21 protein-coding genes are annotated in these 26,877 nt (G+C 65.8%); 12 read left to right on the top strand and 9 right to left on the bottom strand.

Features of this window, described 5'->3' with window-relative positions:
* Nucleotides 1-37: 37 nt before the first annotated feature.
* The gene (gene tcuA, locus CXZ05_RS02915; protein WP_102971119.1) at nucleotides 38-1,531 is read right to left on the bottom strand and encodes an FAD-dependent tricarballylate dehydrogenase TcuA; all 1,494 of its coding nucleotides are present in this window, start codon (nucleotides 1,529-1,531) and stop codon (nucleotides 38-40) included.
* Nucleotides 1,532-1,772: 241 nt separating this feature from the next.
* Here tcuA and CXZ05_RS02910 point away from each other — a divergent pair, with 241 nt between their 5' ends.
* The 3 genes from CXZ05_RS02910 to CXZ05_RS02900 are packed head-to-tail and all read left to right on the top strand — an operon-like array spanning nucleotide 1,773 to nucleotide 4,905.
* Complete coding sequence (locus CXZ05_RS02910) at nucleotides 1,773-2,753, top strand: tripartite tricarboxylate transporter substrate binding protein (protein WP_102971118.1); 981 nt, start codon at nucleotides 1,773-1,775, stop codon at nucleotides 2,751-2,753.
* Nucleotides 2,750-3,397 carry a tripartite tricarboxylate transporter TctB family protein gene (locus tag CXZ05_RS02905; protein WP_102971117.1) on the top strand — a complete coding sequence of 216 codons (648 nt, stop codon included), beginning with the start codon at nucleotides 2,750-2,752 and terminating at the stop codon, nucleotides 3,395-3,397. The genes CXZ05_RS02910 and CXZ05_RS02905 overlap by 4 nt, the downstream gene beginning before the upstream one ends.
* Nucleotides 3,397-4,905 (top strand): tripartite tricarboxylate transporter permease, encoded by a 1,509-nt coding sequence (locus CXZ05_RS02900; protein ID WP_102971116.1) that lies wholly within the window; start codon nucleotides 3,397-3,399, stop codon nucleotides 4,903-4,905. Before CXZ05_RS02905 ends, CXZ05_RS02900 begins: the two co-directional genes overlap by 1 nt.
* Nucleotides 4,906-5,031: 126 nt before the next feature.
* Here the strand turns inward: CXZ05_RS02900 and CXZ05_RS02895 are convergent, their stop codons facing one another.
* Genes CXZ05_RS02895 through CXZ05_RS02885 form a run of 3 tightly spaced genes read right to left on the bottom strand, consistent with a single transcriptional unit; the run spans nucleotide 5,032 to nucleotide 8,091 of the window.
* Nucleotides 5,032-5,814 (bottom strand): carbon-nitrogen hydrolase family protein, encoded by a 783-nt coding sequence (locus CXZ05_RS02895; RefSeq protein WP_102971115.1) that lies wholly within the window; start codon nucleotides 5,812-5,814, stop codon nucleotides 5,032-5,034.
* Nucleotides 5,815-5,849: 35 nt separating this feature from the next.
* Nucleotides 5,850-7,202 (bottom strand): APC family permease, encoded by a 1,353-nt coding sequence (locus CXZ05_RS02890; RefSeq protein ID WP_102971114.1) that lies wholly within the window; start codon nucleotides 7,200-7,202, stop codon nucleotides 5,850-5,852.
* A 10-nt stretch (nucleotides 7,203-7,212) separates the two neighbouring features.
* Nucleotides 7,213-8,091, bottom strand: a complete 879-nt coding sequence (locus tag CXZ05_RS02885; protein WP_102971113.1) for a carbon-nitrogen hydrolase family protein — start codon at nucleotides 8,089-8,091, stop codon at nucleotides 7,213-7,215.
* A 96-nt stretch (nucleotides 8,092-8,187) separates the two neighbouring features.
* On the opposite strand from CXZ05_RS02885, the gene CXZ05_RS02880 reads away from it, so the two are divergent.
* A complete protein-coding gene (locus CXZ05_RS02880) occupies nucleotides 8,188-8,970 on the top strand; it encodes a FadR/GntR family transcriptional regulator (RefSeq protein ID WP_102971112.1) in 783 nt (260 codons plus the stop codon).
* A 10-nt stretch (nucleotides 8,971-8,980) separates the two neighbouring features.
* Here CXZ05_RS02880 and CXZ05_RS02875 read toward each other — a convergent pair whose 3' ends face one another.
* The gene (locus tag CXZ05_RS02875) at nucleotides 8,981-11,263 is read right to left on the bottom strand and encodes a phytase (protein WP_180987241.1); all 2,283 of its coding nucleotides are present in this window, start codon (nucleotides 11,261-11,263) and stop codon (nucleotides 8,981-8,983) included.
* Between the two features lie 396 nt (nucleotides 11,264-11,659).
* On the opposite strand from CXZ05_RS02875, the gene CXZ05_RS02870 reads away from it, so the two are divergent.
* A complete protein-coding gene (locus CXZ05_RS02870; RefSeq protein WP_102971110.1) occupies nucleotides 11,660-12,136 on the top strand; it encodes a DUF4383 domain-containing protein in 477 nt (158 codons plus the stop codon).
* 200 nt (nucleotides 12,137-12,336) lie between these two features.
* Nucleotides 12,337-12,843, top strand: a complete 507-nt coding sequence (locus CXZ05_RS02865) for a hypothetical protein (RefSeq protein WP_258006417.1) — start codon at nucleotides 12,337-12,339, stop codon at nucleotides 12,841-12,843.
* Between the two features lie 12 nt (nucleotides 12,844-12,855).
* Here CXZ05_RS02865 and CXZ05_RS02860 read toward each other — a convergent pair whose 3' ends face one another.
* The gene (locus tag CXZ05_RS02860; RefSeq protein WP_374754616.1) at nucleotides 12,856-13,815 is read right to left on the bottom strand and encodes a LysR substrate-binding domain-containing protein; all 960 of its coding nucleotides are present in this window, start codon (nucleotides 13,813-13,815) and stop codon (nucleotides 12,856-12,858) included.
* A 221-nt stretch (nucleotides 13,816-14,036) separates the two neighbouring features.
* Here CXZ05_RS02860 and CXZ05_RS02855 point away from each other — a divergent pair, with 221 nt between their 5' ends.
* The 3 genes from CXZ05_RS02855 (at nucleotide 14,037) to CXZ05_RS02845 (ending at nucleotide 17,602) form a co-directional block, all read left to right on the top strand.
* A complete protein-coding gene (locus CXZ05_RS02855; RefSeq protein ID WP_102971108.1) occupies nucleotides 14,037-15,155 on the top strand; it encodes a PrpF domain-containing protein in 1,119 nt (372 codons plus the stop codon).
* Nucleotides 15,156-15,184: 29 nt separating this feature from the next.
* Nucleotides 15,185-16,630, top strand: a complete 1,446-nt coding sequence (locus CXZ05_RS02850) for an SLC13 family permease (RefSeq protein WP_102971107.1) — start codon at nucleotides 15,185-15,187, stop codon at nucleotides 16,628-16,630.
* A 474-nt stretch (nucleotides 16,631-17,104) separates the two neighbouring features.
* Nucleotides 17,105-17,602 carry a DinB family protein gene (locus CXZ05_RS02845; protein WP_102971106.1) on the top strand — a complete coding sequence of 166 codons (498 nt, stop codon included), beginning with the start codon at nucleotides 17,105-17,107 and terminating at the stop codon, nucleotides 17,600-17,602.
* A gap of 94 nt (nucleotides 17,603-17,696) precedes the next feature.
* On the opposite strand, the gene CXZ05_RS02840 is transcribed toward CXZ05_RS02845, so the two are convergent.
* Complete coding sequence (locus CXZ05_RS02840; RefSeq protein ID WP_102971105.1) at nucleotides 17,697-18,017, bottom strand: GYD domain-containing protein; 321 nt, start codon at nucleotides 18,015-18,017, stop codon at nucleotides 17,697-17,699.
* A gap of 289 nt (nucleotides 18,018-18,306) precedes the next feature.
* Between CXZ05_RS02840 and CXZ05_RS02835 the strand changes: the two genes are divergently transcribed.
* Entirely contained in the window at nucleotides 18,307-19,386 is a 1,080-nt protein-coding gene (locus CXZ05_RS02835; protein WP_180987240.1) for a DUF1524 domain-containing protein, read from the top strand.
* 898 nt (nucleotides 19,387-20,284) lie between these two features.
* On the opposite strand, the gene CXZ05_RS02825 is transcribed toward CXZ05_RS02835, so the two are convergent.
* Complete coding sequence (locus tag CXZ05_RS02825; RefSeq protein ID WP_102971103.1) at nucleotides 20,285-20,971, bottom strand: GntR family transcriptional regulator; 687 nt, start codon at nucleotides 20,969-20,971, stop codon at nucleotides 20,285-20,287.
* 158 nt (nucleotides 20,972-21,129) lie between these two features.
* Between CXZ05_RS02825 and CXZ05_RS02820 the strand changes: the two genes are divergently transcribed.
* A complete protein-coding gene (locus tag CXZ05_RS02820; protein WP_102971102.1) occupies nucleotides 21,130-22,869 on the top strand; it encodes an L-lactate permease in 1,740 nt (579 codons plus the stop codon).
* The gene (locus CXZ05_RS02815) at nucleotides 22,869-25,730 is read left to right on the top strand and encodes an FAD-binding and (Fe-S)-binding domain-containing protein (protein WP_102971101.1); all 2,862 of its coding nucleotides are present in this window, start codon (nucleotides 22,869-22,871) and stop codon (nucleotides 25,728-25,730) included. Before CXZ05_RS02820 ends, CXZ05_RS02815 begins: the two co-directional genes overlap by 1 nt.
* 92 nt (nucleotides 25,731-25,822) lie before the next feature.
* Here CXZ05_RS02815 and mmuM read toward each other — a convergent pair whose 3' ends face one another.
* A complete protein-coding gene (mmuM, locus tag CXZ05_RS02810; protein ID WP_102971261.1) occupies nucleotides 25,823-26,782 on the bottom strand; it encodes a homocysteine S-methyltransferase in 960 nt (319 codons plus the stop codon).
* Nucleotides 26,783-26,877: the final 95 nt, after the last annotated feature.

The raw sequence follows: 26,877 nt of genomic DNA, 5'->3' as shown, positions 1-26,877 counted from the left end.
GTTTCGTACCGCCGGGGCGGCAGGTTCGAAGCAAACTTTACGCCAGGGTTCCTGCCCGTCGTCCGAAGACGCATCCGGCAGCAAGCCCGCTACCGCCCGGGTAGTTGGCGCTGAACAGGCCGCCAAGCATTTCACCCGCCACATACAGGCCCTGGATGTGCTTTCCTTCGCCGTCGAGAACCCTGCCGTGCGTGTCCGATTTGATGCCCCCGAACGTGAAGGTGATCCCGCAAGTGACACCGTAGGCGTAGAACGGCCCGGTTTCGATTGGTGCTGCCCAGTTGCTCTTCACTGGCTCCGTGGCGGCGACGCGGCCGTCTTTGACATTGGGATCGAAGGTGATGCTGCGGTCGATCGAGTTGTTGAAGTCACTGACAGTCTTTGACAGTCTTTCGGGGTCGATGCCGATCTTGACTGCCAGTTCTTCGAGAGTGTCCGCCACTTCCACAGATATGCCTGGCATGTCGTACTCTTCGGTGCGCAGCATGGGGCGGAGGGTTGCATCAAAGATTTGGTAGGCCACTGATCCCGGCTGTTTCAGGATCTCCTTGCCGTACTTGGCGTAGGTGTAGTTCCGGAAGTCCGCTCCTTCATCCAGGAACCGCTCACCGTTGGTATTGACGATGATTCCGAACGGGTAGCTCTGGCGGGTCAAGCGGTTCGTGAGTTCACGGTTGCTCTCATTAGTGGCGGTGAATGCGTCCCACTGAACACTGTGGCACGTTCCCCAGTCGCCTCCTCGTGCTGCCCCGATTTCGAGGGCAGCGGCGATCATGTCGCCGGTGTTGTTCGGCGTTCCCCTGACCTTGGCGTTTTCCCAGCCTTCGCCCAGATGTTCCCTGCGCAGGTGCGGATCGGCTTCGAAACCTCCTGCGGTGAGGATGACGGATTCGGCGCGCAATGACAGTTCACCCAACGGTGAGTCCGTGACGACGCCAACGACGCGGCCGTCCTCGACGATGAGGCCTTTCGCCGCGTGGCTGTACCGGACATCTATGCCAAGCTCTGCGGCTACCCGGGTGTGGTCCTCGATCAGACCTTCGCCTCCGCCGACGTTCCCGACATGGAGTCCTCCCCAGAACAGGTATGAGCCGTCGGGGCGTTCGAAGGCTTGGCGTTCGTACATCAGGCGGTACTTCAGGCCCAGGCCGTTGAGCCAGCGCAGCGTGGGCTGGGATTCCTCAACCAGCACCTTCGTCAGTTCCGGGTCATTCCGGCCTTCCGTGACCTTGGCAAGGTCAGCGGCATACTCAGCCTCGGAGTAGGGCGGGACCTCTGTGCGCCCGTGCCGCTCGTCCGGTTCCACCCAATCCACTAGATCAGCGAGTCCACTGTGCGCGATGCGTGTGGCGCCGGCCGTGTAGAAGCTGTTCCCGCCGGCCGTGTCCTCGCTGCCCTTTTCAAGCAGAATGACTTTCCGCCCACGGACGGCCGCTGCGTGCGCTGCGGTGAATCCCGCATTTCCGCCGCCCACCACAATCACGTCGGCGCTGTCCGCGCTCCTGGGCCTGGCTTCGTTACCAATAGACATCCGTAAGTCCTTTCACTGGATTGATGAATGCAACTGTATACAAGCGTATGCAACTCCGCAAGAAGGTTCCGGAGCAAGTGAGACTTGCTGGTGACTGCCATCACCTGTATAACTGTATTTCATTGTGTACAACGGTATGCTGTCAGATACCGGAAGCAGGTATCACGGCTGCTACGACTGAGGCTTTGGCCCAGCAGCGTACTTTCGCACCGCCCAACAATGTCGTTACGGAACGAGAACCATGAAAAAACCCCTACGCAATGCCGTATTCGGCCTGGTCGTGGCCGTCGTCGCCGCACTGGCACTCGTCAATGCCGGCACCGCCGGTGGAACGAGTACGGCCAGGAACAAGCTCACCCTGATCGCCCCGGCCGCTCCGGGTGGTGGCTGGGATGGATTTGCCCGCGAAGGACAGCAGGCGCTCAAAAGCGGCGGCGTCGTCAACAACCCGCAGGTGGTCAACGTGCCCGGAGCCGGCGGAACGATCGGTCTGAGCCAGTTCGTACAGACCCCCGGACGGGAAGATGCTCTCCTGGTCACCGGTGGCGTGATGGTGGGGGCCATCGAACTCGGCGACAACCCGGAGTCCATGGCTGACGTTGTTCCCATCGCCCGGCTGGCCGACGACTATGCAGCTCTTGTGGTCCCTGCCGACTCCAAATTCAAAACACTTGCTGACTTCCTGGAAGCCTGGAAGAAGGACCCCGGCGCAACGTCGATCGGCGGGGGCTCTCTGGGCTCCATTGACCATCTGCTCAGCGCGAAAGTGGCAAAGACCGTCGGGATCGATCCCAAGGACGTGAACTACATCGCCTACTCCGGCGGCGGCGAGGCACTGACCTCCCTGCTGTCCCACACCACGGCCGCCGGCATGTCCGGTTACAACGAGGTCAGCGACCAGATCGAAGCGGGAACCTTGCGTGCCCTGGCCATCTCTTCGGAGAAGCGACTGGACGGGGTGGACGTTCCTACCTTCAAAGAACAGGGTGTTGACGCGGCCATGTCCAACTGGCGGGGGTTTGTTGCGGCGCCCGGCACTACGAACGAAACGAAAGCGGAGTTCATTAAGATCGTCACCGAGATGCGCGACAGTGCCCACTGGCAGGAGGCCCTGAAGCGCAACAGCTGGACGGACACCTTCTCCACCGGCGAGGACTTCGAGCAGTTCATCACCCACGAAGTCACAACGGCCCAAGAAATCGTAAAGGACCTCGGCCTATGAGCCTCACCCAGCATCAAGCAGACGCAGGAGCCGCTACGGGGCCGCAAGGCAAACGGAAGCCCCACTTCGGAACAGGCCGCAGCGAATTCGTTGTCGTCGCCGTGCTCTATGCAGCAGCCGTCTTCCTCACTATCGGCACCGTGACCATGAACGTGCAGGGCAAATCAGCTCCCGGGCCGCAGTTCTTCCCCATCCTCGTGTGCATCGTCCTGTACCTCGTGGCCACCTTGCTGGCCATCCAGATCATTCGCTCACCGAAGGTCCCTGACAACTCCATCCACCCCGGACACGGGCAATTCTCGGCAGACATGCTGCACGACCTCGGCCACTTGGGGCAGGAAGAAGACGAGGCGTATGACAATGCGCCATCCCAAACTCCGACCAAGACGTGGAAGACGTACTCGGACTGGCGGACAGTTGGCGTGCTGCTGGGGGGCGTCGTCGCCTTCGTCGCGCTGCTGGAACCATTGGGCTGGATCATCAGCGCAGCATCGCTGTTCTGGCTCGTCGCCTATGCCCTCGGCAGTCGCCGCCCGATCTTCAACATCGGAGTTGGCTTGCTCTTCTCCTCAGTCATTCAACTGGCCTTTGGCGCCGCACTGGGTCTCAGTCTGCCCTCCGGCTTCGTAGGAGTGATCTTCTAATGGAACAGCTCGAACTCCTCATGGGTGGCTTCACCAGCGCCCTGACCCCCATCAACCTCCTCTGGGTGCTGATCGGCGCCCTCCTGGGTACTGCCGTGGGCGTCGTCCCAGGGCTGGGCTCCGCCATGGCGGTGGCGCTGTTGCTGCCCGTGACGTTTTCACTGGAGCCGACGGCCGCGTTCATCATGTTCGCCGGGATCTACTTCGGCGGCCTCTTCGGTGACTCCACCTCCGGAATCCTGCTCAACACCCCAGGCCACTCATCCGCCATCGCATCCACATTCGAGGGCCACCGCATGGCCAAAAGCGGCCAGGCCGCCAAGGCCCTGGCCACTTGCGCCATCGGCGCATTCATCGGCGGCTTGATTGCCACTACTCTCGTGGTCTTCTTCGCCCCCACACTTGTCAAGATGGCCACCGTCTTCGGCCCGGCGGAGTACTTCGCACTGGCAGTTTTCGCGTTCCTCGCCATCTCCGCCGTCGTATCCGAATCCGTGATCCGCGGCATCGCGGCCCTCGGAATCGGTCTCGCCCTGGCCCTCGTCGGCATTGACGGCCCCAGCGGCACCGCCCGTTTCACCCTGGGCATGCCCCAGCTCTTCGACGGGATCTCCGTCATCGTCATCACGGTCGGGCTCCTGGCACTCGGTGAGGTTTTTCACATCGCCTCCCGCATCCATCGTGACCCGATAGTCAGCCGTATTGAAACCAAGGGCCGCGCCCGTCTGAACCTCGCAGACTTCAGAAAAGCCCTGCCCGCATGGCTCCGCGGCACCGCCTTCGGCGCCCCGTTCGGACTCATCCCCGCCGGCGGCGCGGAAGTACCCACTTTCCTGGCCTACGGCACCGAAAAGCAGCTGGCCAAGCGGCGGAACGATCCGGAGTTCGGCACCACAGGTTCCATCCGCGGTCTCGCCGCTCCCGAAGCGGCCGCCAATGCCACCGCCGGCACCGCAATGGGCGCCCTGCTCGCACTGGGACTGCCGACGTCGGCCACGGCCGCGATCATGCTCGCCGCGTTCCAGCAGTACGGCATGCAGCCGGGCCCCCTGCTCTTCGAACGAAGCGGGAATCTGGTCTGGGCGCTGCTGGCCTCACTGTTCATCGGCCTGGTGATCCTGGTGATGATCAACATTCCGTTTGCCTCCGTCTGGGCGAAGCTGTTGAGCATCCCCAAGCATTACCTTTATGCGGGGATCACGGTCTTCTCGATGCTCGGCGTCTACGCGGTGAGCTCCTCGGTGCTTGACCTGTGGCTGCTAATCGGCATCGGCCTCATCGGTTTCCTGATGCGCCGCTACAACATCCCGTTGGCACCGGTACTGATAGCAGTGATCCTGGGGCCGATGGCGGAAACCGAACTCCGCCGCGCCCTGGCGGTCTCCGAAGGGGACTTGGGCACCCTGGTTGGCAGCCCCATCACCGCCACCCTCTACGCGGTCCTGGCCGCGGCCCTAGTTCTCAGCGCCGTCCAGCACCTCCGCCACCGATCCGGGCGGAAGGTCTAGTTCCCTCCCCAGGTGTCAATTAAAGGGCCCTGTCTTCCACAGTCTGTCAGGAGCAGTCGGGAAGGCAGGGGTCCTTTTCAAGACCGGTTTCTAGGTGCCGGTTCACCGAGGAATCATGCGTCCGCTCTACCCAAGCCGCCGCTGCCGGAACATGGGGAACTGCTCCCGCACCCGCGCCACCGTATTAAGCGAAACATCCACCGCCCGCACGCCAGGCTCAAGCCCGAGATCCGCCTCGACATACCCCATCGGATCCACCAGCAAGCTGCGCCCGACCGACACCGGCGGGGCCTGGCAGACGCCGGCCACGTACACGCTGTTCTCGATGGCGCGGGCGGCGTTCAGCGCCAGCCACTGCTCCGTCTTATGCGTGCCGGGCACCCAGGACGAACAGACCAGCAGCACCTGGGCGCCGGCGTCGGCCAGGGACCGGGCCAGCTCCGGGAAGCGCAGATCGTAGCAGGTCATCAGGCCGAACACCGTTCCCCCGGATTCGAACACCACGGGACGGGTGGACGGGCCGGGCTTGATGTACGTCGACTCCCCGAAGCCCTGCGCGTCGAACAGGTGGAGCTTCCGGTACACGGCCAGCCGTGCACCGGAAGGGCCAAAGGCCACCAGCGTGTTGTACGCCTTGCCCGGCTCCTCCGACGTTTCCACCACGCCCGCCACGAGCGTGATGCCGTGGCGGGCCGCAGTGACCGCGAGTTCCCGGCAGACGGGGCCGTCCAGCGGCTCGGCCACCGCCGGGAACGACGCGTCCACGATCTTCTTCTCGTACGTGGCGTACTCCGGGAAGGCCACCAGCGTGGCGCCGTCGCCTGCCGCCGCCGCGGCGAACCGGTCGATGGCGGCCAGGTTCGCCGCGATGTCCGTGCCGGACTCCAGCTGCCCGAGCGCTATCCTCACTCCCGTTCCTTCCGTCCCGTAATCCAGCAGAGAACCTAGGCGGCGGCCTCCACGGTGGCCTTCTCCGTCGTCGTCATTTCCGGCGGCGCGGCGCGGAAGCCGCGCGTGATCAGCGCCAGGACCACGATGCCGAGCGCCAGCCAGGACAATCCCAGCGTAATGGCGTTGCTGTCCAGCTGGGAGAGCAGGTAGGCGCAGACGATGGCGCCCACCGCCGGGACCACCACATACGAGATCGCGTTCAGCTGCTCCCCCGCACGGCGCCGGCGCACGTAGTGGAACACCACGGAGGCATTGACCAGCGTGAAGGCGGTGAACGCACCGAAGTTGATGAACGACGTCGAGGTGGCCACGTCCAGGAAGATCGCAATCAGGCCGACGATGCCGGTGACCACCAGGTTCACCACGGGCGTGTGGAACTTCGCGCTGAGCCGGCCGAACACCGCCTTGGGCAGCACCGAGTCGCGGCCCATGGCGTAGATCAGCCGGGAGGCGCTGGCCTGCGCGGCGAGCCCGGAGGCGAACTGCGCCACCACCAGCCCGGCGAGGAACACCGCCCCGAAGACCTGCCCGCCGATCTGCAGCGCGATGGCGCTGGCCGCGGAGGCCGAGTCCTCGAACACGCCGCCCGGGTGCACCAGCTGGGTGACGTAGGAGACGGCCACGAAGATGCCGCCGCCGATCAGTGCGATGAGCATGATGGCGCGGGGCACGTTCCGGCGCGGGTCCACGGTCTCCTCGGTGAGGGTGGTGACGGCGTCGAACCCGAGGAACGAGTACGCCGCGATGGCCGCGCCCGCGGAGATGGTGGCGAAGCTGGACGTGCCGTTGAAGAACGGCTCCGTGCTGGCGAGGCCGCCGGCGCCGGAAGCGGACACCACGTTGCCGACGGCCAGCACCACGAAGAACACGATCACCAGCAGCTGGAACGCCATCAGCACATAGTTCGCCTTGTCCGCCACCTTGATGCCCAGGATGTTCAGGACCGTGGTGATGAGGATGAACCCCACAATCCACAGCCACATCGGGACGCTCGGGAACTGCGCGCTCAGGTAGGAGGAGCCGATCAGCCAGATGACCATAGGCAGGAACAGGTAGTCCAGCAGGATCGCCCAGCCCACCAGGAAGCCCACCCGGGGATCGATGGACCGGCGCACGTACGTGTACGCGGAGCCGGCCACCGGATAGGCGACCGCCATCCGCCCGTAGCTGTGCGCCGTGAACAGCATGGCCACCATCGCCACGAGGTAGGCCGACGGCGCCGCCCCGCCCGTGGTCTCGGCGATGAGGCCGAAGATGGCCAGGACGATCAGCGGGGTCAGGTACGCCAGGCCGAACAGCACCAGCGAGGGCAGCTTCAGCGTGCGGGTCAGGGTTGGTGTGGTCATGTGGTTTTCCTTAGGCATTGAAGGACGGGGGCGTCCAGGTCAGCGGATTGATCCGGCCCTGGTAGACGGGCAGTTCGACGGCGGCCTCGCCGTCCCGGAACTGGGACCAGGGACGGTTGAGGTTCTCCGTGCCGTGGGTCCGGACGTGCCCGACGGCGGCCAGGTCCAGGTCCGCTGCCAGCAGCACCGGGGCGTCGTCCCCGGCTTCTGCGATGGTGTTGCCCTCGGGGTCGACGATGATGCTCTTTCCCTGACCGGCGGGGCCGGCGCAGTTGACGCTGACCACGAACACCTGGTTCACGATGGCATTCGCCTTGGCCAGCACCAATTCCTGCCGGCGGTCCGGTGTGGTGGTCTTGACGACGTTGAGGATCACCTCGGCGCCCATCCAGGCCAGCTGGCGGGAGACCTCGGGGTACCAGGCGTCGTAGCAGATGTTCAGGCCCACCCGGCCGATGCCGGCCAGGTCCACGGTGGTGAACCGGTCGCCGGGGTCGTATGGCTCGAACGGCCGCCAGGGGAAGATCTTCCGGTAGTAGCCGGCCAGCTCCCCCTCCGGGGACAGCACCAGCTGCGTGTTGAACAGCTGGCCTTCCGGGCCGCGCTCGCAGACGCTGCCCGGCACCAGCCAGATGCCCAGGTCCGCGGCGAGCTGCTTCAGTTCCTTGACGCGGGACCCGTCCAGCGGCTCGGCGGAGTCCTGCAGGGCCTCGGTGCGCTGCCGGTCCGGGCTCCCATCGCCGAAGAGGTGGAGCTCCGGGAAGACCACGAGTTTGCTGTCCGGTTTGGTTTCGAGGGCGGCTTTGACCTCGTCCGCGAAGGCCGAAACGGGGTCGCCGATGAGCCGGGGCGCGGCCTGGGCGGCAATGAGGGGAAGGATGCGTTGCATGGGTTTGTCTCCGCGTTGGGGTGTGATCTGCACTATATTAGATCAGAATGATCCAATAATGGGAAGGGGCTGCGGATGGGCCGTAAAGTAGCGGATATGACCCGTCAGTTGGAGGACACCGCCTCTCCCGCCGGCGCCTCGAGTACCGGCGCCTCGCGCATCGGTGCCGGAGCGCTGGCCGGCATCGACCGCCGCAGCGCCATCGACGCCGTGCGGCTGCGCATCGGCATGGCCATTTCACTGGGGCTGCTGAAGCCCGGCGAGCGCCTGCCGGACCAGGAGGACGTGGCGCTTGGCCTGTCCGTCAGCCCAATCACTGCCCGCCGGGCGCTGGCGAGCCTTGCGGACCAGGGTGTGGTGGTCCGCCGTCGCGGCCGGGCCGGCGGGACCTTCGTGGCGGACGAGCCGCCCCGTCAGGTTCTGGCCGAATTGACTGCATCACCGGCAGAGTCCCAGGCCGTGAACCGGCTGGTGGACCGGCGGCTGCTCTTTGAATGCGCGGTGACACACTACGCGGCCGTCAACGCCACGGCCGAACAGCTCGACGAGCTCGAGCGGCTGACCCGGAACATGGCCGCCTCCACGGACTGGTCTGCGTACCACCAGGCAGACGAGCAGTTCCACCAGCTGGTGGGCACAGCGTCAGGCCTGGGGAGCGCCGTCGGGATTTATCACGAGACACTGGCCGAGCTCTACGCCTACTTCATCCCGTACCCCATCGAGTTGTTGCACAAGTCGAACTGCGACCACGTCGCCCTGGTGGCGGCCCTGCGGGCGGGCGACGTTCAGGACGCCGTCGAGATCTCCCGCAAGCACGTGGATGTCCTGCACCGGACCATGTTCATGGGCCTGGCCGACGGCGGTGCTGCCGCCGGCTGATCCTGCCGGCTTACGGGGTCTTCGGCCGAAGCGCAACCAGCCAGCCGGCCCACTCGCGGGCGGAGCTGAAGGTCCACCTCTTCGCCCCGCTTGGTCCCGCGGCCGCCTGGATTCCGTCGGCAAGCTCGAAGCGGCGTGCGCCGGTCTCGACTGCCTGCGCCATCCCGGCCGGCGAAGTAAGGGTGGCCGAGCTGGAGTTGACGCTCATGCAGCCGATGAGCATCGCGTTCGCGGTGGTGGTGGTCACCGCGGGTACGGTACCCGCGGAGGCTGCCGCGCCCGTCGCGGATGTGGCGGCGGCGTCCAGCCCCGAAGCTCCGGAGTACCTGCCGATGCCGCCTCCGCTCGTCGTCGAGGTTGTCGTCCAGGCATAGCTCGCCGGTTCGGACGCGGTGGCCACCTTGTAGAAGCCGTAGACTTTCGGGTTTGCGATGGTAGTCACTGCCGCCAGCCGCGTCCAACCGGCCGGGGCACCTGTCGTGCCGATGGTGCCGCCGTTCAGGGCAACGCAGCTGACCAGCAGGTCGCCTTGGACCACATTGGCCGGTTTGGGGATCGTGAGCGTGGTGCCCGCCGTCGTGTTCGTGGCTTGGCTTACCGACTCCCGGACGATGGTGCTGCCTGTGCCGCCGGTGCTGATACTCCAGGTCCGCGTCGCCGCTGTCGCATCCGTGTTGCCGGCCGCGTCGGTGGCCCAGACGGAAAATGTGTGGGATCCGGCCGCCAGCCCGGTGTAGGTCTGAGGCGAGGTGCAGGCGGCGCGCGCCGCACCGTCCAGGCTGCACTGGAACGTCGAATTGGCTTCGTTTGAGGTGAATGCGAACGAGGCTGTGGTCGACGTCGTCGTCGGTGCCGGTCCCGACGTGATGGTCGTGTCCGGAGGCGTGGTGTCCCCGCCCGGGGGCGTCGTGTCCACGGTCCATGTGAAGCTGGCGGGGGTCGGGTCAACGCCGTTCTGGTCGGAGGCACGAACTTGGAAGGTGTGCGCGCCGGCGGACAGTCCCGTGTACGACGCCGGACTCGTGCAGCTGACGAATGCTGCCGAGTCGAGCGAGCACGCGAAGGTCGCACTGGCTGACGTCGAGGTGAAGGTGAACTGGGCCGATGTCGAGGTCGTCGGGTTGGCCGGCTGGCTTGTGATCGTGGTTTCAGGCGGAGCCGGGGTACCGGGCCCCGCCCCGATCTTGCGCGGGTCATAGGCCGCATCGACGAGCAAAGCCGGTGCGTAGGCGCCAGCGATGGACTGCCACGGCACCGCCTTGAAGTTTTGCCTCCCGGTGTCGTTGGCGGTGTCCTGCGTGACGAAGAAGCCCTGGGGGAAGGGCCCGCCGACGCCGAAGTTGGTCACATCTATCCCGTCCATGCCGGTGACAGCATCGATCCCGTTCCCGGCCGGGATGTTGAAAGCTCCCAGCGGCCGGTTGTCGTCGCGGGTATAGACGTGGAAGCGGTTGGAGCCCTGGCTTGCGGCCAGCAGGTAACCGGCTCCACCGCTGCCGTAGTAGATGCTGATGCCCTTGATGTCCTGGACGATGTCGCCGCCAACCTCGGTTGTGCTGACGACTTTCGTCCCGACGGTCGAGTCCCCGGGCTCGGCGCCGTAGCGCCAGATTCCGCCGATATCCTCCTGCGCAATGTAGAGCCGCTTCATCTCGTCGTCGGCCACCAGGCCCTCGGTGTGGGCCGGGCCGCTCACCGTCCAGCTGCGCACGAGCCGGCCGGTCACTGATCCGGTGGAGCCGTCAAGTTCCCACTGTTCGACCTTGCCGATGTCGGTGACATAGGCGAAGTACTTGCCGGTGTCCGGGGAGTGGTAGAAGGAGAACCCGCGCGGCGTGGCGATGTTGGCAGTGGGGGCGAAGCTGCCGACCTTCGTCAGCGAGCGGTCCGACTCGTTGACTTTGTAGAAGTCGAGGCTGCGGACCCGGTTCGTGACACCGACCAGGCCGACGCGGCTGCTGCCGAGGGGGAAGTTGTAGCGGACATCGACATTGTTCATCCGTCCGTCGGGGTAATAGAACAGCTCCCGTCCCGACAGGTCGTAGACAACAAGACCGCGCCCGTCCGTGCTCTTGTCCGTGCCGATGATGGTGCTCCTCGACGGGTCGGTGGGGTGGATCCAGATGGCGGGGTCGTCCGCGGCATCCCCAGATCCGTGTATGGGGGCAGTCTCGACCGTTGCGCTCACCGGCACTACCGCCGCATTCGCCACCGGAGCGGCGAGCCCCACAAGTAGCCCGGCAAGCAGTCCGGCCGCCGTCAGCACGGCAGCAAACCTCGATTTCAGTGTCATGTCTGGCCCCAATTTTCTTGATGCCGCATTCCGGCGGCGACGACGGTGTGGTGTGGAACTGTGCAGCGCGGTCAGCAAACCAGAGTGGCGGCGAGGATGGCGCGAGAGTCGCATGAGGTGCAGACGGATGCGAATGCACCTGGCGGAGAACAAGGCACCGCCACAGTTCAAGGAGTGCGATGACCGCGGGGCCACCGGGAGATAAAGGATTCTTCCATGCGCCCTTGGAAAAACCTTGAAGTACCTGCGTGGCTCACCCCAAGGATGGGGGTGAGGGAAGCCTGCCCACGCGCGGTTTCAGGAGTAGGCTGTGGACGTCGGCAGGTTTCCTGCGACTCCTGCCGCGAGGCCGGTTCTCCACCTGAAGAGCCGGTACCCAGCGTGAAAGGGAGACTAATGACTACCGCTTCACACCCCACCCACCACCACGCTATGGGGTTGTCCCTTCACAACACCGCCATGGCTCTGGGTGCGGTATTTCTGCTGGTTGGCGTCCTCGGGTTCATCCCGGGCATCACCACAAACTACGGCGCCATGAGTTTTGCCGGGCATGACTCCGGTGCCATGCTGCTTGGCGTGTTCCAGGTGTCGGTGCTGCACAACATCGTCCATCTGCTGTTCGGCGTGGCGGGCATTGCAATGGCCCGCTCGGACCGGATGGCCCGGAACTTCCTGCTTGGCGGCGGCATCGTGTACGTGCTGCTGTGGATCTACGGCCTGGTCATCGACATGCAAGGGGCAGCAAACTTTGTCCCGTTCAACACCGCCGATAACTGGCTGCACCTGATCCTCGGCGTCGCCATGATCGGCTTGGGCTTGTGGCTCGGCCGGGATGTGATGGATAGGACTACGAGGCGAAGCGCCACTCCGTAGCGCCACTTACGGTTAGAAAACTAACGACGGCGGCCGTCCCCTTAGGCAGGAAACCTGCCCTTGGGGGCGGTCTCCTCTTTTTCTGTGGGCATCAACGGCGGCACCGCGGCATGCCGGAGGTTGAGATAGGCTCGCTTGCGACCTGAACAAGCATGGCCCAACTGTAAGAGGCGGCGATTCCCCTGGATCTACTGGGCAGCATGAGCCGCGACGACCTCCGCACCTTTTCCTGGGTTGCCGGCGGCATCTTCGCGCTTGTAGCCGGCCTCTGGCGTCCCCGCCGTCTTCACTGGACTGCGCTTGGTTCCGTCTTGCTATTCGCCACCATCAATGCGGGTTTCGGGATCTACGTCCTCAGTCACTTCTCTGATCCGCGCTGGTCCACCGGGGGCCAGCCACCGCTCACCGCTCCGTCCTTCTCCGGCACGCCCATGGTGGGCCAGTTTCTGGGCCCGCTGGATTCCGCCCTAAACGGAGTGGTCGGCGGGGTCAACGACTTCCTCGCCTTCAAGCAGGCACTTCCCGTAGCGCTGGACTTCCTTGCCACATCCGGGTGGGCGCTGTTGGTGGCGTTCCCGCTCGCCATTCTCGCCGCCGGCATCAGTTACGCCACGGCCAGGCGCCGGAGGGCTGAGTTCGAGAGATACACCGCCACCGTGGACCAGCTTAGGGATGAGCTTGAGCAACTCAAGCGGCAGCTGAGCTGACCGCCGTCGCCGCTACAGATAGTCCCCGGCATGTTCGCGCGCGATTTCGAGCAGAGTGGAGTGGAAAGCAACCTCGGCCGGGGCGTAGACCTTGTCCTGGCGCTGGGCCAGCAGTACCCGCCGCAGGGGTGCCGCCGAGCCCAAACTGATGACCCGGACGTCAGGGTGCTGCAGGGCCACAGCGGTCTTGGGCACCATGGCCACGCCCATCCCGACGCTCACCATCGCCTGGGCCTCCTGGTAGTCGTTGGCCAGGAAGCCAATGGTTGGCTCGAACCCCGCGGCATGGGCTGAGCGCTGCAGCACCTCTACCACGGGATGGGCCTCGGCCCGCACGATCCACGATTCCTTCCGGAGCTCTTCCATGCGGATCTCTTCCCGGTCGGCGAGAGGGTGCCCGCGGGACACCAGAAGCACGGTGCTTTCCTGGAAGACCTCCGTGATCCGGATGGAATCATCATGAAAGCGGTTCCAGGGGTAGTCCCAAAGCAGGCACAGCCCGGTGACTCCCGACTGCAGGTCAGCAACAAGCTCCTCGAAGCGCGCGCTTCGCAGGGAGAGGCCAATCGCCGGGTACCTCTTCTTGAAGGCCCGGATGACAACCGGCATGAATGAGCCGGCGAGAGTCGGAAACGTTCCCACGGTCAGGGAACCGCGTTTGAGTCCGGCGATTTGGTCCAGGTCGGACTGGGCGGCCCGCATCTGCCCGACGATCTTGCGGGCGTGGCCGGCGAGCACCTGGCCCGCCTCCGTGGGGACCACCCCACGGGAACGGCGGTTAAGCAGAGGCTGCCCCACTTCCTGCTCAAGCTTCCGCAGCTGCTGGGAGACCGCTGAGGGCGTGTACAGCATCAGCTCGGCCGCAGCAGTGATCGATCCCTGCTCGACGACCTCCACCAGCAGGGCCAGCCGCCGGATGTCGAATAAATCTTGGGCTTCATCGTTAACCACTTCTTCACCCTTCTCCTCCAATGGTTCATTCTATGCAGCCCGCCCTTGTTTCGCCGGAACTGGGGGCTCAGTCAGGCCACCAAAGGGCGTTTTCACTGAGTCTCCAGCCTCGGGAACTCAATGAATGAAGGAACAGTACATGGACCAACAGAAATCCAACATTGTCTTCATTTGTGATCTGGCTCAATCTCAAATCAAGGCTCCGAACACTTCGGGGCGGTAGAGAAGCAAGGAACGGGATCATGAAGATCGAAGCGGAGTGGATGCGCGGAGGCACCAGCAAGTGCTGGGTCTTCGAAACCGGACAGCTGGGCGAGACGGGAACCAGCCCGGATGTGCTGCTTCCCCGGCTGTTCGGCAGCCCGGACCACCGGCAGATCGACGGCGTTGGAGGGGCGACCTCCACCACCAGCAAAGCGATGATCCTTCACCGCCCCGCAGACGATGACGTTGATGTCGAGTTCACCTTCGCCCAGGTGGGCATCGAAGAGGCCGCCGTTGACTGGGGCAGCAACTGCGGCAACTGCTCAGCAGTGGTCGGCCTTTACGCCATCGAAAAGGGCTGGGTCGTGCCCACCGGCGACGTCACGCGGATCGTCACCCGCAACACCAACACCGGCCAGATCATCATCCAGCGGGTTTCCACGCCGTCCGGTGCCCTGCCAATCGTCCCGCAGGCGCAGATGCCGGGTGTACCGTTCCCCGGATACCGGGTGGGCCTCGGCTTCCAGGACCCTGCCGGCAAGACCACCGGAAGTCTCCTGCCCACCGGTGCAGCGACCGACACGATCACCGCCGGCGGAACCCGCTGGACGGTCTCCATGGTCGACGCCGGAGCACCGGTAGTCATTCTCCGCGCCGAGGACCTGGGCCTTGACCCGGAGCGCTACGACAGCTGGTCCGCCGGGGTAGAGCTGCAGCTGGAGACGCTGGAACACATCCGTCGTCAGGCAGCAGTGCGCATGGGGCTCGCAGCGACCACCAGCGAAGCGGCCCGGGCCGTCCCCAAGGTGGCAATCGCAGCTTCACCGGCCCAGGCAGACTCGGAAAGCGACGTCAGCGTCATGATGCTCTCGATGGGCAAGCCCCACCCGGCGCTCGCCATCACCGGCAGCATCGCACTGACCCTCGCCGCCCGCACCCCGGGCACCGTGCTTAACGACATCACGGGCAGCACCGTTCGCCCCACGCTCCGGCTGCGGACGCCTGCCGGCGTGATCGAAACCTGGAGCGAGGAACGGGACGGATCGCTGCTCGTCGGCGTCGACCGGACCGCCCGCACCATTGCGACCACCACCATCCACCTCCCCGAGGCCCTCGGCAGCGCCGTCGACGCCTCCTTCGCCAGCGCCACCAACTGACCAGCGCCACTCAACGAGGAGAGAGCATCATGATTAAGACTGAAGAACAAACAGCACTCCTGGACACCGACACCCGCGAGGACCGCTCCCAGCGTCCCAACCGTCGCCGCCGTATCCTGCTGATGACGGTAGTCGCCACCGCTATTCTGGGTCTGGCCGCCCTCCTGTTCGGGGGTGTCATGTTCAACCCCGCGGCCGCCTCGGAATCGGAGCCGACCATGACAGCCACCCAGATCATCCCGCTCGTCATCCTCGTCGTGATGTTCGTCGTCGCCACCAAATGGCCGCTGAACATCGGTGTGATGGGGCTGGTTGCCTCCTTCGGCGTCGGGTATTTCATACTCGGCATGAGCGATAAGGAGATCCTTGAGGACTTCCCGGCCAGCATCGTCCTGACGATCATCGGCGTCACCTACTTCTTCAGCATGGCCCAGCGGAACGGGTCCATCGACATCATCGTCCAGACCTGCGTCCGCCTGGTCAGGGGCAAGACAATGCTCCTGCCGTGGGTGTTCTTCCTCCTGGCTGCCGCACTGACGGCACTGGGCACCTTCTCCCCCGCCGCCGTCGCACTGCTGGCACCGGCAGCCCTCGGACTCGCCTACGAGTCACGCATCCACCCGGTCCTCATGGGCGCATTCGTCATCAACGGAGCCCACGCCGGCGGCTTCTCCCCGCTGTCCGTCGCCGGCGTGCTGGTGCACGACATCTCCGTGAAAAACGGCTTCCCCATCGAGCAGGGCGCGCTGTTCACGGCAAGCTTCGCCCTCAACCTCATCCTTTCGGCCCTGACCATCGTGCTGTTCGCCCTCCTCGGCAAGCTGCGCGACAAGCACGCCAACGAATACGCAGGCCTCGATACGCCCCGCACCGGACGTCCGCACGGCCAGCAGATCTTCACGCTGGCACTGATCGCCGCGATTCTCGTCTGCACCCTCGGCTTCCACATGCCCATCGGGTTCGTCGCCCTCTCCGCCGGACTCCTCCTGGCCTTCGTGAACATCAAGGAACACAAAACCTTCATCAGCGGCATCTCCTGGTCCACCGTCCTGCTGGTGGCAGGCATGATCACCTACGTCTCCCTGCTCCAGCACGTCGGCGTCATCGACACCCTCGCCGAGCAGGCCCTCGCACTTGGCGCCCCGCTCCTGATCGCCCTCGTCCTTTGCTACGTCATCGGCGTCGGATCCGCCTTCGCCTCCTCTACCGCTCTGCTCACAGCGTTCATCCCCATGGCCGGTCCGCTGCTGGCCACCAGTTCGCTGAGCGCCTCCGGAACCGTCGCGGCACTCGCCATCGCGGCCACCGTCGTGGACGTCTCGCCGTTCTCCACCGACGGCGCGCTGGTCGTCGCCAACGCCCGCGACAACGACCGCCAGCGCGTGTACAAGCAGCTCATGATGTACGCCGGCGGCGTGGTCCTGGCAGCTCCGGCCCTGGCCTGGGCCCTGCTGGTACCCACCGGCATCATGTGATCCACCCCCGGTTGGAACACCCAAGGGTTGCTGCCCGTCGGTGACCACCGGCAGGCAGGACTGCCGGATGCACATCCGGCAAGCGGACGGGACGGCCCTGCACTCCATCGCAACAGGTAGCCCGAAAGCCGGGCGCAGGAATGAACCCGTACGCACCAAAGGCAGGGCGGCTCAGCCGCCCTGTCTTTGGCGTGCCAGAAAGCGACGCCCCAGGCCCAGCTGCCGCCGTCGTCAACTCAAGAGCACAGCTAAAAAGCACGGCTGCGGGTTAAAAGCACGACGGCGGACCGGCCCCGAGCGCACGGCCAGGCCTTCCGCCTGACGTCGCCTCCGCCGTCGCGCACTGAGTCGCGATGGAGGTCGCGGTCCAGCCCGTGGCCGTCGGCGAGCTGCGCGAGGCGGCGTGAGGCTGCGCGCGGTCATTGTCCGCGCGCCGTCGTTGCTCCCGCACTTCGCCCTTGGAATACTGCCTGCATGCCTTCCCTCCCCGCAACGTTCGTCCCGGACGTCTTCAGCCAGCCGCTCCGAGCCCAGTTCGACGCCTTCCTCGACGAGCACCGCGCCCTGCTCAACGCCTGCCTCGACGGGCTGACCGAGGAGCAGGCACGCCGCTCCTTGGTGCCGTCCCGGACAACGCTGCTGGGCCTGGTCAAGCATGCAACCTTCGTGGAAAAGGTCTGGTTCGATGAAGCGATCACGTGCCGTTCGCGCGCGGAGATCGGCATCCCGGCCACACCGGATGAGTCGTTCATCCTCGAGGACCGGGACACGATCGCCAGCATTCAGGAAGCCCACCGCGACGCCTGCGAGGCATCGCGCCGGGCGGCGTCGCGGCTGGAGCTCGACGACGTGGTCAGCGGCAACCGCCGCGGCCCGCTCCCGCTGCGCTGGGTGTACCTGCACATGCTGCGGGAACTCTCCCAGCACTGCGGGCACGCAGACATCCTGCGCGAGCAGATCCTCAACCGCTGACAGCGGGTCCAGGACCTGCCCACGCCGCCGGCCTTCCGCCGTCGTGCTTTCCACCTAATAGGGCGGGCCGGCCGCAGGCCCTACTGGCCTGGCCTTACTGACCAGGCGCCCGGTATGACGGCGTCTTCTTAGCCGCTTCGTCGATCTCTTCCGGCGTCAGGAGCGGCTTCAGCCGCACGTTCACGTTGCCCGACGAATTGATCATCAGTGACAGGGCTGCGGCGCCGGCAGTGTCCGGAACATCGAAGACGCCCAAGACGTCAGTGTCCCCGAAGGCGTAGTAGAAACTCTCGAGTGAGCCGCCCACGGAATTGAGCGCGTCGGTCAGCGCGGCACGCCGCGCCGTGCCGCCCTCGCGCATGAGGCCCTTGATTCCCTCACCCACGTAATTGGCTTCAAACAAATACTTGGTCATTGTCTTTTCCTGTTCCGCGATGTCCAGGACACGGGCACCCGCGGGCGCGCCTGGCACCCTCGCCTGCAGGTCCTGGAACGGTCCCCCCGAACGGGGGCCGTGCGCACAGCGTAGGCCCACTTCCATGCACTGACAACGGCCCGCGGAAAGTCAGCAGATGGCCGGGATTGACGGCCGTGAAAATTCCGTGAAATTCGTGCCATGCGTCCATAATTGCGGTCTGTTGCAGCCTGCTGTGGCGGAGTAGGATCCGGGCACAACCATGACGTGCAAAGGGTCGGGCACTGCGATGAAGCAAGCTGTGAAGCACTGCACAACAGTGGTAGCCGCCAGTCTTCTGGCGCTCTGCGGCAGCGGGGCTTCCAATCCAGCCGGGCAGTTCCCGGTTGCGGCCGGCAGTCAAAGCGTGGTCCTGCCGAACCGGTACCCTTTCGAAGGCCAGACCACGGGCAAGGCGCTGCTGAATAGCCTGGTCCGGCAGGCACCGGCAGGTCCCGAATTCGATGAGTCCGCCTTCGAATACCCGATGGTCGGGCCTGACGGGTGCACCACCCGCGAAAGGGTAATAATCGGCGGCGCAAGCGAGCATACTCTCGGCTCGCCCTGCACCGTGCTCTATCCGCAGTGGGTGTCCGTCTGGGATGTCACCGTTTTGGTGGACCCGGCCGAGGTGGATGTTGCCCACATGGTCCCGCTGGAAGAGGCCTGGTACTCCGGAGCGTGGGCATGGACCGCGAAGCAGCGCCGCGACTTCGCCAATGACCTGTCCAACAGCATTTCTTTGAGAGTCCTGACAGCCGCTACGAACGCGGAGCGTGGATCGTCGGACCCGGGCCACTGGTGGCCGCCATACTCCGGAGCCCACTGCGGCTACGCCGCGGAATGGGTGTGGGTTAAGACGCGCTGGAACCTGAGCGTCGATCCTGCCGAATACGCGGCACTCATGACCCAGCTCGACGAAATGGAAACAATCAACTGCCGCGACAAGCCCGTCTACGTTCCACCCCTCGGCCTGAGCCCTGGCCGGGGTCCGGCATCCATTATCGGAGGCATCTTCACGCCATCCGGCACGCCGTACAGCCTGGTAAGTGTGCAGGCCTACGACGCAAACCATGCACTGGTCCGGGAAACCCGCGTTCGAGTCGAGGGGAATTACGAACTGACAGGGCTGCCGCCGGGCAAGTACACGGTGAAGTTCCTCGGCGGCAGCAGCGGCACATCGGACCAGTGGTACAGCGACCTGCCGGGCGGCCCGCCCGAAGTGATCACGCTGAAGGCCGGGAGCATCGCCAGCGGCATAACGGTGGCAATGGTCGCCGCGCCCGGTTCGGCACCTTCAGCACCACCGGCGCCGGCGGTAACCGGATAGATTCCGTGGAGGTGGACAACGATGCTCGAAACTGCGCGCAACACTCGAACTGACGCACGACGCGACCTGGTCACCGAACTCCTCGGCCTGTGGCTGGTGCTGGCCGTCTTCCTCGACGGGTGGGCGCACATCAACCTGCCCAGCCTGGAAACGTTCTTCACCCCCTGGCACGCGGCCCTCTACTCCGGCATGCTGGCGACGGCGGCGTGGACCGCCGTCGTGATCTGGCGTAACCGGACGCCCGGACAGCCGCTGCTGCGGACCGTTCCGCCCGGCTACCGCGGGACCGCGGTGGGTGTGGTTCTGTTCGCCACCGCCGGCGGCCTGGACCTGCTGTGGCACGAACTGCTGGGCATCGAAGTCTCGCTGGACGCCCTGGTCAGCCCCACGCACCTGCTGCTCGGCTTCAGCCTCTTCCTCATCCTGGGCACCGCGGTCCGCAGCGCCCGCGCGGGCAGCCGCTCACCCGGCCACGCCGGAAACTTTGCGTGGACGCCGGCGGCGCTGTTCGCCGTCGTCCTCATGACCGGGCTGGGAGCGTTCTTCCTCATTTACGTCTCCGCCTTCGTGCGGCCGGGACCGACGGCCCTGTTCACCCCGACGCCGTTCGGCAGCCCCGGACGCAACCAATCGGAGATGCCGGTAGTCGTCACCCTGGCGAGCTACCTGCTGACCACAGCGCTGATCATCGCCCCGTTCCTCTTCACGCTCTCCGCCGCCCGGCGCCCGGCCCGCGGGATCGTCACCCTGCTGGTGGTGGCCGCAGCCTGGCTGCCCGTGGTGATGATCGGCCTGGCTGGGCGCGGTGGTACTCAGCGCGGCGATGGCCGCGGGCCTGGCCCTCCTCAGCTCGTGGGGTCCGGCGCGCTCGGGGCCGGACGCCCGGGCTCCCGGTGCTCTACCCCGTCAGCTTTGACGGCAGCTCCGCTTCCGGGCCAGCTTCGCCACCCATGGTGGCGACCAGCCGTTCCCGGGCCCGTCCGAGGTGTTCGTCCAGGAGCTGCGCCGCGGCGTCGCCTTTCCCCGCCGCAATCAGTTCGAGGAGCTTCTGGTGCTCCGCCTGGATGAGGGTTGTGTCGAGCAGGTGCAGTGACTGCACCCGGGACATGCAGAGGCGGACTTCCCCCACCAGCGACAGGTACATCTTGCTGATGCGCTGGTTGCCCAGGGCGTCCACCAGGCTGGTGTGGAACCGCATGTCCGGTTCCACCACGTCCAGGGGCGCGCCTGTCTTCAGGGCAGCGATGTCGTTGTTGGCCCGCACGGCTTCGTCCGGCACGGTCCGGCTGGATGCCAGCCGCCGGAGCACTTCGCTCTCCAGATAAGCCCGGGCAAGGTAGATGTCGCGCACGGACTCCGGACCGAGGTCGGCCACGCGGGCGGTCTTGTGCACTCCCCTGACCAGCAGCCCTTCCGCCACAAGCTTCTCGATCGCGGCCTTGGCCGTGGGCCGGGCAACGTCGTAGGAGGATGCGACCTCGGTCTCCGTCAGCGCATGCAGTGCCGGCAGCTCGCCCGAAAAGACCCGGGCCCGGATGTCCGAGGCGATCGCCTCGACGATCGATACAGCTGAAACACGGCTCACGGCTCTCCGCTTCTCCACGTCTTCTACACGTCGCTTGAGGGGCTGGTCCCTTCATTTTGCCAGACAAGCCATCAAAGTAGTCTTGACCGACGTGTGTACTTGTTAGACAATCGTAGGGCGCCACGAAGCTGTGACGCCTCACACATCCTGGAGATCTCATGTTTCAGCAGATCCTTGACCCCATCGCCGGGTCACTCATGCTCTCGGCCCTCTGCGCCGCACTTCCGCTCGTCCTGCTCTTTGTTCTCCTGGGCGTCTTCCGGGTCAAGGCACCCAAGGCCGCCATCGCCAGCCTCGCAGTGTCACTGATCCTGGCAGTCGCGGGCTGGCAGATGCCCCTCAACCAGGCCCTCAGCGCCACGGCGGCCGGCATCTTCTACGGCCTCTTCCCCATCCTCTGGATCCTGGTCAACGCCCTGTGGATCTACAAGCTCACCGTCGCCACCCCATGGTTCGAGGCCCTGGGCCGCACCATCCGCTCCATCTCGGACGACCTGCGTATCCTGTCGATCCTGATCGCCTTCTGCTTCGGGGCCCTGCTGGAATCCCTGGCCGGCTTCGGCGCCCCAGTCGCAATTTCGGCGGCCATGCTGATGGCCGCCGGGATGAAACCGCTGAAGTCCGCGATCGTCTCCCTGCTGGCCAACACGGCGCCCGTCGCCTTCGGCGCCATGGCGGCCCCGATCATTGCGCTCAACGGTGTCACCGGCTTGCCGCTCCACGACCTGTCATCGATGGCCGGGCGGCAAACCCCCTTCATCGCGCTGATCGTGCCGCTCCTGCTCGTGTTCATCGTGGACGGGCGCCGGGGCGTGAAGCAGGCCTGGCCCGTGGCACTGGTGGCCGGCGTTGCCTTCGCCATGTCCCAGTTCGTCACCTCCAACTACTTCGCCGTGGAACTGACCGACGTCGTTGCCGCCGTCGTCACTGTCGCCGCGGTCTTGGTGATGCTGCGGTTCTGGAAGCCGAAGGAAACCATCGGCATGGCAGGCGGGGTGGCGTCCGACGCCGTGCAGTCTGTTGCGGCCGGGGCCGCACCCATCGGGGCGAACGCCTCCCGCGGCGCTGTTGGCTCCCAAGAAGGGACGACGGCGGTCTCCCGCCGTTCCGCAGGCCCTGCCGGAAGCACCGCGCCCGCGGACAGCACCCGGCCGGAACCGCGCCACATCTGGATGGCCATTGCCCCCTACCTGATCATCATCACGGTGTTCTCCATTGCACAGATCCCGGCCATCAAGTCCTGGCTGAACCAGGTGGGAACGGTGACGTTCCACTGGCCGGGCCTGGACGTCGCCGACTCCGCCGGCAAGCCGGTGGCGGCCACCAAGTTCAAGCTCGACCACCTCAAGGCCACCGGCACGCTGCTGCTGTTCTCCGGCCTGATCACCATGGCCCTCTACAAGATCACGGCCGGCCAGGCCTGGCGGATCTACCGCGAGACGCTCGTTCAGCTTCGCTGGACCATCGTCACCGTGACCTCCGTCCTGGCCCTGTCCTTCGTGATGAACCTGTCCGGCCAGACCACCACGCTGGGGTTTGCCCTGGCCTCCGCCGGCGGATTCTTCGCCGTGCTCTCCCCGCTGATCGGCTGGATCGGCGTCGCCCTGACCGGTTCCGACACCTCTTCCAACTCGCTGTTCGGGCAGATGCAGGCCACCGCCGCCCAGCAGACCGGGCTGTCCCCGGTCCTCATGGCGGCATCCAACTCCTCCGCCGGCGTCATGGGCAAGATGCTCTCACTGCAGAACCTCGCGGTGGCCTCCGCCGCCGTCGGGCTGGACGGCTCCGAAGGGACCCTGTTCCGTAAACTGATCGGATGGAGCGTTGGGCTGCTGGCCCTCATCACCATCCTGATCCTCCTGCAGTCCACCCCCGTACTTGGCTGGATGGTTCCCTGATGACAACACTGCAACTTGCCGGGCTCCGCGAGGCCGTGGCCGATCCCGCCCAGGTGAAAACCCGGCCCATCGACCTCCACGCCAACGCGCATGACGCCTCCCACTTCCTGCTCATCCCGCAGGCAGTGGTGATGGCCGGGAACGCGGAAGAGGTGGGCCGCCTACTCCGCGCCAGCGCCGCCCAGGGCGTTCCGCTGACCTTCCGCTCCGGCGGTACCAGCCTCAGCGGACAGGCAGTCAGCGACGGCGTCCTGGTGGACGTGCGCCGCAACTTCCGGAACGTTGAGGTGCTCGACGGCGGCGCCCGGGTCCGCGTCCAGCCCGGCGTCACGGTCCGTGCGCTGAACGCCCGGCTGGCACCCTACGGGCGCAAGTTCGGCCCGGATCCCGCCAGCGAATCGGCCTGCACCGTGGGCGGGGTGGTGGCCAACAACTCCTCGGGCATGAACTGCGGCACAGTGGACAACGCCTACCGCACGCTCGAGTCCCTCACCGTGGTGCTGCCCTCCGGCACCGTGATCGATACAGGCGCGCCGGATGCGGACCACAAGCTGCGCACGCTGGAACCGGAACTGTACGCGGGCCTGGCGGAGCTGGCCCGGCGGGTGCGCGGCAACAGCGATTCCGCGGGCAGGATCCGGCAGCAGTTCTCCATGAAGAACACCATGGGCTACGGCCTGAACTCCCTGCTGGACTACGACAGCCCGGTGGAGATGATGGCCCACCTGATTGTGGGCAGCGAAGGCACGCTCGGTTTCGTGGCCGAAGCCGTCTTCCGGACCATTCCGCGGCTGACGCACGCGGCTACCGGGCTGTTGGTGTTCCCCGACCTGCAGACAGCCAACGAAGCACTTCCCGCCCTGGTGGAAACCGGGGCGGCGACGGTGGAGCTGATGGATGCGCTGTCGCTCAAGGTGGGCCAGACGCTCAAGGGGACTCCCGCCGTCGTCCAGGATCTGGCGGTCCGGGACCACGCCGCACTGCTGGTGGAATACTCGGCCGAACAGCCCGACCAGCTGGCTGAGCTGCAGCGGCGGGGCGAGGGCATGCTCGAGAATCTGGGGCTTTCCGCCCCGGCGCAGTTCACCGGGGACGCCTCGGCCCGGGCCGGGCTGTGGCACCTGCGCAAGGGCCTGTACGCGTCGGTGGCCGGAGCCCGTCCGACGGGAACAACGGCCCTGCTGGAGGACATCGTGGTTCCGGTTCCCGTGCTGGGCCGCACCTGCCGGGAACTGGTGGGGCTGTTCGACAAATACAGCTACAGCAACAGCGTCATCTTCGGCCATGCGAAGGACGGCAACGTCCACTTCATGCTCACCGACGGCTTCACCACCCAGCAGGAGCTGGACCGCTACAGCTCGTTCACGGAGGACATGGTGGACCTGGTCCTGGCTGAAGGCGGCTCACTCAAGGCCGAACACGGCACCGGCCGGGTCATGGCGCCCTATGTGCGGAGGCAGTACGGCGACGAGCTGTACGCGGTGATGCGCAGGATCAAGCAGCTGTTCGACCCGTCGGGGATGCTCAACCCGGGCGTCCTGATGGACGACGACCCGCAGGCGCACCTGCGGCACATCAAGACGGCGCCGCCGGTGGCCGAGGAGGTGGACCGCTGCGTCTCCTGCGGCTACTGCGAGCCGGTGTGCCCCAGCAAGGACCTGACCCTGACACCGCGCCAGCGCATTGTCACGCTGCGGGCCATCGAGTCGGCACGGCTGGCGGGAGACGACGCGCTGGTTAAGCAGCTCGAGAAGGACTACGACTACGAATCGGTGCAGACCTGCGCGGTGGACGGCATGTGCCAGACGGCGTGTCCCGTGGAGATCAACACCGGCCTGCTGGTGAAGCGGATCCGGCGGTCCGAGGCCGGTCAGGCGGAAAACGGTGTGTGGAACGCCGCGGCGAAGCACTGGGGCGGAGTCACGCGCGGGGCATCCCTGGCGCTGACGGTGGTGAACAAGCTTCCGGCCGCGGCGGTGGTTCCGCCCAACAAGGCAGCCCGCGCGGTCCTCGGGACGGACACCGTTCCGCTGTACTCGGCGGAACTGCCGGGCGGCGGTTCCGCCCGAAAGCGGCCAACGCCGGATGGCGCACCGGACGCTGTCTACTTCCCGGCGTGTGTGGGGACGATGTTCGGCCCGGCCGGTTCGAGCGGCACCTCGGATGGCAATGGCGGCGGTTCCGGTGGCGACGGCGCGGGCCGGGGCGTCCAGTACAGCTTTGAGCAGCTCTGCGAGCGGGCCGGAGTGACGCTGCTGGTGCCGGACGGCATCGACGGGCTGTGCTGCGGAACGCCCTGGTCCTCCAAGGGCATGGCGGCCGGGCAGGCCACCATGCGGGAGAAAACACTGGAGGCACTGCGGCAGGCCACCCGCGACGGGGAACTCCCGATCATCTGCGACGCATCCTCGTGCACCGAAGGGTTGCGGCAGGCGGTGGAAACCGACGCTCCGCTGCCCGGGCAGCGCGAGCTGAGGATCGTGGACGCCGTGGACTTCGCCGCCGAGCACATCCTTCCCAAGCTGCCGGAGCACGAGAAGCTCGATTCGCTGGCGCTGCACCCCACCTGCTCCTCCACCCGCATGGGCATCAACGGTTCGCTGACTGCCGTTGCCCAGGCTGTGGCCGAGCGGGTGGAAGTTCCGGACAGCTGGGGCTGCTGCGCCTTCGCCGGGGACCGCGGCATGCTGCATCCCGAGCTCACCGCCTCCGCCACCGAGAAGCAGGGCAGGGAGATTGATGAGATGGGGGCGTCGGCGCATGCGTCCTGCAACCGCACCTGCGAACTGGGCATGACCCGGGCCACCGGCAGGGACTACCGGCACGTGTTGGAACTGCTGGAGGAAATGACGCGGAGCTGACGTTCGAGCACTATTCCAGGCACCACAGGCATCGCCGGCCCAGCGGGACGGGCACCGATTAGTTCCTGGGCGCTAAGCATTGGGTCCGGCCGTTAGGGGTTTTCTGTCAGCCTGGCCGCGGCGGCTATATCCTCCGGGGTGGTTCGGCAGCACCCGCCGATGAGCCGGGCGCCAAGTTCACGCCAGATGGCGGTTCCTTCCGCAAGGCTTGCGGCGTGCTCACTTCCCGGTCCCGCAATGGCCGTGGCTGGCCGCCATGTTTTACTGACGGCGTCATAGCTTTCGCCGGAATTTGGATACGCGATCAGGGGCGTGTCCGTGGCTTTGCCCAGAGCGCCCAGGGATGGGGCAACCAGCTCCAGCGGCACACAGTTGACGCCAATGGCCACAACGGACGGCTGCGCCCTGCTGAGCTTTGCCACCTGAGCCAGCGGCGTGCCGTCGCTGATGTGCCCTCCGTCCCGTAGCGTAAAGGAGAGCCAGCCTTCGACGTCGAACTCTTCCATGAGCGCCACCAGGGCCTCGGCTTCCGGCAGGGACGGCAGCGTCTCGCAGGCAAGCAAGTCCACGCCAGCCTCCACCAGCGCCGCGATTCGCGGCCGGTGGAACTCCAAAAACTCGTTTCGGCTGAGGACGTAGTCTCCACGGTATTCGGACCCATCAGCCAGGTATGCGCCGTACGGACCGACCGATCCGGCAATCAGCAGGGGGCCTGCATCCGGATTTTCGGCCAGGTGCTCGCGGCGGGCCTCGTCGGCCAGGCGCACACTCAATGCCACCAGTTCCAGGGCCTCCTCTTCGCCAATGCCGCGCCGCGCAAATCCCAGGGGTGTCGCCTGATAGCTCGCGGTGATGGCGACTGTTGCCCCGGCGCGGAAGTAATCGAGGTGCACACGTTTGACGAGCTCCGGCTCTTCCAGGAGGACCTTAGCCGACCACAAAGGGTCGTCCAGATTGCAGCCGTGCGCTTCCAGCTCGGTGGCCAGCGCGCCGTCCACGGTCGGGTTCGCTCCGGCATCAAGCATGCGGGAGAGATTGGTGTTACTGGGCATCGTTTGGGCTCCAAGCGGTTCGTTCATCCATGCCTGTCCGGCACGAGGCACCGGGTCCACGCGGTATGCAATGGCTGTGATCATAATAAGCATTT

The sequence above is a fragment of the Arthrobacter sp. AFG20 genome (assembly GCF_002892795.1).
GTDB lineage: Bacteria > Actinomycetota > Actinomycetes > Actinomycetales > Micrococcaceae > Arthrobacter.
This window is presented reverse-complemented; position numbering and strand designations above follow the sequence as displayed.